General features: G+C 57.4%; 4 protein-coding genes and 2 pseudogenes. 2 read left to right on the top strand and 4 right to left on the bottom strand.

Going from position 1 to position 5,578, the window contains the following annotated elements; all coding sequences use genetic code 11:
• Positions 1-60 precede the first annotated feature (60 nt).
• Both VSR34_RS37200 and VSR34_RS37195 read right to left on the bottom strand, forming a co-directional pair.
• Positions 61-777 (bottom strand): annotated as a pseudogene (locus VSR34_RS37200) (IS6 family transposase); the annotation flags it as partial.
• A gap of 118 nt (positions 778-895) precedes the next feature.
• Positions 896-1,801 (bottom strand): trypsin-like serine protease, encoded by a 906-nt coding sequence (locus VSR34_RS37195; RefSeq protein WP_342965102.1) that lies wholly within the window; start codon positions 1,799-1,801, stop codon positions 896-898.
• A gap of 261 nt (positions 1,802-2,062) precedes the next feature.
• Between VSR34_RS37195 and VSR34_RS37190 the strand changes: the two genes are divergently transcribed.
• On the top strand, positions 2,063-2,233 hold the full coding sequence (locus VSR34_RS37190) for an RES family NAD+ phosphorylase (RefSeq protein WP_342965101.1): 171 nt from the start codon (positions 2,063-2,065) through the stop codon (positions 2,231-2,233).
• 397 nt (positions 2,234-2,630) lie between these two features.
• Here VSR34_RS37190 and VSR34_RS37185 read toward each other — a convergent pair whose 3' ends face one another.
• Together VSR34_RS37185 and VSR34_RS37180 are read right to left on the bottom strand one after the other, a co-directional pair.
• Positions 2,631-3,404: a glycosyl hydrolase gene (locus VSR34_RS37185; RefSeq protein WP_342965100.1), complete on the bottom strand. Its 774-nt coding sequence runs from the start codon at positions 3,402-3,404 to the stop codon at positions 2,631-2,633.
• 106 nt (positions 3,405-3,510) lie between these two features.
• Complete coding sequence (locus tag VSR34_RS37180; protein ID WP_342965099.1) at positions 3,511-4,362, bottom strand: sterol desaturase family protein; 852 nt, start codon at positions 4,360-4,362, stop codon at positions 3,511-3,513.
• Between the two features lie 1,025 nt (positions 4,363-5,387).
• On the opposite strand from VSR34_RS37180, the pseudogene VSR34_RS37175 reads away from it, so the two are divergent.
• Positions 5,388-5,578 (top strand): annotated as a pseudogene (locus tag VSR34_RS37175) (IS110 family transposase); the annotation flags it as partial.

The following is a 5,578-nucleotide window of genomic DNA, read 5'->3' as shown; positions in this document are numbered from 1 at the left end:
GGCTTTGTCAAGTTGACGAACGTAGACTGTACGTGTACCAGTAACGGTAGTTATCCATTATTAAATGGCCTTACCGATTGAGGCAGTTCCAGTCCAACCGTACCATGTGGCGAGGCGTTCCTGGAGTGCGGCACGATGAGTTGCCGCTTTCATTCGATGTCTGGGCAAAGCAAAGTGCTGCCGGATTGGGCCGAACCGTGAGGGAAACGCCTGAGCGCGACGCGCATCGCGAAAGCCGAGCATCTGGCGTTCGCGTCTGCGGGTCGGCTGGTGGCTGTTCTCGGCGCGGTTATTCACGCGGGCAACCGCCTTGACGAAAACGTGCTTCACGTGAGCGAGCTCTGCAATCTCGGACTTCGCTGCCGGATAGCCGCGTAGCTGGTCAGTGACGATCCTGCGCGGCACCGGGTTGGATCGCAGCACCCGCCGGAAGAAGCGCTTGGCCGTGGCCTTGTCGTGCACCAGAACGTCGAGTTCAGTGCCATGCTCATCGACCGCGCGCCACAGCAGATACGGTTCCCCGCGCAGCGTCACGAACATCTCATCCAGATGCCATGTGCTGCCCCGCTTGCGCCGCGCCGCCTTTGCACACTGGGCGAATCCAGCGCCGAACTTGTCGCACCAGCAACGGATTGTTTCGTACGTGACGACGACACCCCGCTCAAGCAACAACTCCTCGATATCGCGCAGGCTCAGGCTGAACCGGAAATACCAGCGAACCGCGCAGCTGATGACGATGGCAGGGAAGCGGTGACCGTGATAAAGCGACTTTCTTTTCCTTCATCGCTTCATTCGACCCCCGCTACTGCGTCAACCTGTCAGAGCCCGACACAGGCCTGCGTCATGAACGCCGACTAGCTCGCCTTCATCCGGTGGCGGGTCGCGACCGGGCACCTCACTCGTCGTCGGTCGGCGCCAGTTCCCAACCGGCGTTTTCACCGTTGCGGGATAGCGGATTATCTTCGCCGACATCGGTGGGTAGGTCGGCCGGGGCGAGGTTGTAGCTGAAAAGCTCGTACAGCACCTGTTGCATTGGCGTGTAGTAGACGATGGAGCGGCCGACAGGCTCGCCGGCGGAGATGATCCCGATCAGTTGCCGTTCGTACGTGACGACCGGTCCGCCGGAGTCGCCGTTTGCAATGCTCTCGAGCTCGGACGAGTGCGCGGCATTGATGTGCTCATAATTCGGTTTATAAACTCCCGCCTCGACAGACATGCCTTGCCACACGCAGCGCACGCCGGTGCGCCAACCGCTTGTGCAGAACTGTTCATACGGCGCGTCCGACCACCCGATAACAGCAAGGCGCGCTTCCTGCCCGGCGCGCGGCATGAAGACCTGGTTATTCGCAAGGGGCGTATAAGTCTGGATCGGACTGCAGAAGGCTGCGCTGTGGTGAGAGGAGGCGCATTGCAAGGACATCGGATTCGGCTTCGGCGATACCCGCACGAGCTCGATGTCCGAGGTAGCCGACTGCCACACGACGTTGCCGATGGCAACGGTACCCACGTGGATGGTCGCGTGCATCGGCGCGCAGTGCTTGGCAAGCACGAGCCATCGTGTGGCACGTTGGTAAGGCGTCAGTCTGTGGAAGAAGCTCTTGGGCACCAACACCGCTCCTACGCTGCATGATCCAAAGGGAACGCTGACCTTCGAGCCAGAGATGACCGGCAGGACGGCGCGGTCGGGATTGCGAGGTTGCACGACGTCCGGGGTTTGCGCCGTGGCTACCGAGGATGCGAGGGTGGTGGCGATGGCCATCGCGAGAGATGCCACACGCTTTTGTGGTGCTAGGGTTTTCATCAGGGATTGGGTCCTCTCAGGGATGTCAGGATCGGGGAAAGTGGTGGTTCGCGAGGCTCATTTCAGGCCTCCGGCTCGCCTTCGTCGGCACCATGTCGCCCGGGGCGACGTCCAGGCCTATTTCGCGGGCTTGGGTCCATCAGCTCAGTTCGTTCGGGTTCGTCTCCGTTTCTCGCTCCTCAAGGACATGGATTTTTGCCACTTTTATCGGCGTTGTTGCATTTAGTCGCCGTGCAGCGGCTAACCTTGAAGGGCGGCACGATGCTTTGGCGCATTGGAACCGATACGCCGGGCTATACGGCCGACGACATCTCAGGCGCGAGTGCCAGGATCACGGGTGGTCGATGGAACCGTCCCGTGACACCGGTGTTCTATATGGCTGGCACGGCAGTACTGGCTTGCCTTGAGACACGCAGGGATGATCAGCCTTAAACTCTCGTGCGTGGGTCCGATCGAAGGCTAGCGTTCTCCCCGTCGGTGATCGTTCCGCGTGAACTTAGCGTGCTGGTGGCCAGCGCGGGGCAAATCCTGGTCCGCGACCATTCATCGTAAAGACCTGGCGAGTTGGCTGGTCACCGGTAATTACCACGGCGAGTTCGCCGGTCTCACAAATCGAATCCACTTTTATGCAACCGACGGCGATGCCCGGACAGTGCTCAGGTGCTTCCGCCCAGAAGGGATGCTCCTGCTCCAGCGCCCCCGCACGGATCGCTTGCCATCAATCAAACGTTCGCCGTTGGGAGAAGATGATCAGCCTGGCTGTCCGGTTCCTGGGAGTCTGCATTACCAGGGGATACAAATATCCACGCGAGGACGGGAGGCGCCGATATCACTCGGCGGTGACGGAGAAGTTTTTGGACCCGAAAGACAGACCGCCAGGCGACGACGTTATTTCGAAGCCGTACTCAACATCGCCGAGCACGACGTCATCGAAATAATATCGCGACTTAAGGTAATTCATGAACGCCAGCACGTCGAGCTTGGTCTGGTTGGTCTTTTCTGTGCGAAGAAACGAATAGACCGTGTTACTGCCGTTGTTACCCACGTAGACATTCCAGTAACCGCCCGACAGCTGGACATCTTTCTGAATTGGGATCGCACAGCCGGAAAACGTCCAGTTCGCGGAAATCGGCTTAACGTTGCCGCAGCCATTAGGGGATCCGGTATAGTTGAGCCAGACCATGATTTCGTGCGCCTTGTTTCCGGCCCAGATGTCGAAGGTCGATTCCCAGGCGCCGCTAGAAGGGGTGATCGCTGAGACGACAGCAGTCAGCGACTTAAGCGAACTGAGGGACTTGTTGACCGCATATCCGATGTGTGGATAGGACTTGATGTGGCCGGTGTCTGGTTGATTTGAAGAAACGCCCCAGTCAAGGTTGCTCTTGGCCCAGATCGTCTGCTCGCCTGCGGCGACAGGGACACCTTGGCAGGGCGACCAGACGTCATTGTTGAACGTGTAGCTACCGTCGGACTTAGAAGCAAAAAGGAGATCGGACGGATAGCAGGACGAGGCTTCGGGCGAAGTTGCAGACCAAGCCTCGGCCTGTGCTTCTGCACTGCAAACCATCAAAGCTGTGGCGGCACAGCCGGCGAGGATTGGCATTCGCTGCATAAGGTTGCTGTCTCCTATAGGGTGGATGATGTCAGTCGGGATTGGTCTCCATTGGCTTTTAGTGGCGAATTGAGCGATAACATTGTCGAACTGTCAGTCACTTCCTATTGCCAGTTTTGACTGCCGGTCGGAACCAGCGGCGTTGGTCAAACGGGAACAGAACGTAGTCGCGAACCGTATGCGGTTCTGGTTGGTTGCGAAGACCCACTTCCGGCCATTCCTCTTTTTCCGGCCAGTATGCCGTGCGAAAGACAGTGTCCCAGATGGTAGTGAAGAACCCGTAGTTTTGGTGCCGGTGATGCGACCCCATTGAATGGTGAATGCGGTGAAACTGGTTATCGCCGATGATGTATCGGAGTGGCCCGAGATTCACACGGGTGCTGGAGTGGGAAAGATGCGCCTGGAAGCTAATTAGCGTCATGGCAACCGCGGGCACGACACCGGACTTGAAGTGGATTAGCGCGAGTGGCAGTGCTACAAACACCGCGTAAACAATCGGCTCGGAAATGTGATGATTACAGTTCCATGCGGTCAACTCGCGAATCGAGTGATGAGTCGCATGCAAGCGCCACAGGAACGGAATTGCGTGCTGTGCGCGGTGCATCCAGTAGTAAAAGAAGTCGCCGGCAATTGCGACCAGAACGCCAGAAAGCACTGCCATAAACACCCCGACAATCCTGTTGCCGGAATCGAGGAACGCCCCAAAATCGATAGTCAGGAGTGGTTTCACCCCTAACCATTGCAGCCCCATAGCGTAAAGGTGCCAGATTAATGCGCCAAAACCAATGCGGATTATCCAGTTCCGCACGCCCCGAATGTATGACGAAAAGCTGTAGCGGTAGGCCGGGAAGATCAGCTCAAGTACGACGCAGACGTTAGCGAAGACCAAAACGAGCTCAAATGAGTTCACGAAGAACAGGGCCATCTGATCTATATCGACAACGTGCATTCATTTGCTCCGGCGAATCGGCGTTCTATGCGCCAGCTTAAGTTAAAGCGGTAATCGTCAGCCACCCGCGTAACAGCTGTCGGTTCACGGGCCAGAAACTATTGGTCCAGCGCGTCTGATAAATGCCGGCTCGGCATGCCATTCGAAGTGCGCCTGTAGTGCGCGGGTTGCACCTAGCAGATCAAGCAACATCGGCACCGTGGTACTTCAAACTGTAACGGTGCCGACTAGACAGCAGGATTCAGTATGCATTGCTCCGCGCCATTGCGAAAATAGATTGTTTGGATAGGAGGCATCCGCATTCTAAATGCCGTTTGCGCTTCCAGTGGAAAGTATTGGTGGCATTCAGCCACAAGTGATTTGTCGCAGGAGTTGATTGCCTACACCGTTCACCGACCGTGCTCTTCGACGGACATGACGGGAATCTAATCGAGGTCGACCGTCCTTCTTTTGCCGTCACAGTGGGGTTGGCGCGGCACGAAACGCACACCGGTGAGTTTGGTCTCTCAAAGACATCCGGGCACTTAGGAGACGGGAGAAACGGCAGTTGGCATTCAACGATTTGATTTTCCTAGCTGACGCAATGATGTTACCCTACATCATATTAGCGGCTGATAGCAAAATTCGGTGGCATCACGCGCGACGGTCTTCGCCACGTTGTCCCCGACAGACGATCGGGGAACCATGGGGCCGTCGCGAGGCCAGTAAGGCGCAGGCGCGAAACTTCAGGTGAGCACCTGAGTCTCTTGCGATCTCCTTCCAAGTCCCGCGGCGGCAGTCTGGGTATGATGAGCGAATGGGTGGTTGCGCATCGTCAGACGACCGTGTCACGTCGGAAATAAATATCTGACAACCTGTTGTCTGGTTGCTTCCATTCCTATTACGTCTGTAATCAGGCCATCAGCCTTCAACAGATCAGGGTTCTGGAGGTTCTGATAATCATATAGCCGGCCTCCCGCCGTTCGACTCGAACGGCGGGCGTACAGTCAGGGTGGGGACACCGACGTGACGCACAGGAGGCCGGCATGAACAAGTTTAGTGGAATCGACCTGCACTCGAACAACAGTGTCGTCGTCGTCAGCGATGACACTGACCGGGTTCTCTACCAGCGACGGTTACCGAACGATCCTGTCCAGATCCGGGCGGCGCTGGCGCCGCACCGCGAAGATCTGGTGGGAGTGGTCATTGAAGCAACGTACAACTGGTACTGGCTTGT

It is taken from the genome of Paraburkholderia sp. JHI2823 (assembly GCF_038900695.1).
GTDB lineage: Bacteria > Pseudomonadota > Gammaproteobacteria > Burkholderiales > Burkholderiaceae > Paraburkholderia > Paraburkholderia mimosarum.
Note: the sequence above shows the minus strand (reverse complement) of the source record. Positions and strands in the feature narration are given on the sequence as shown.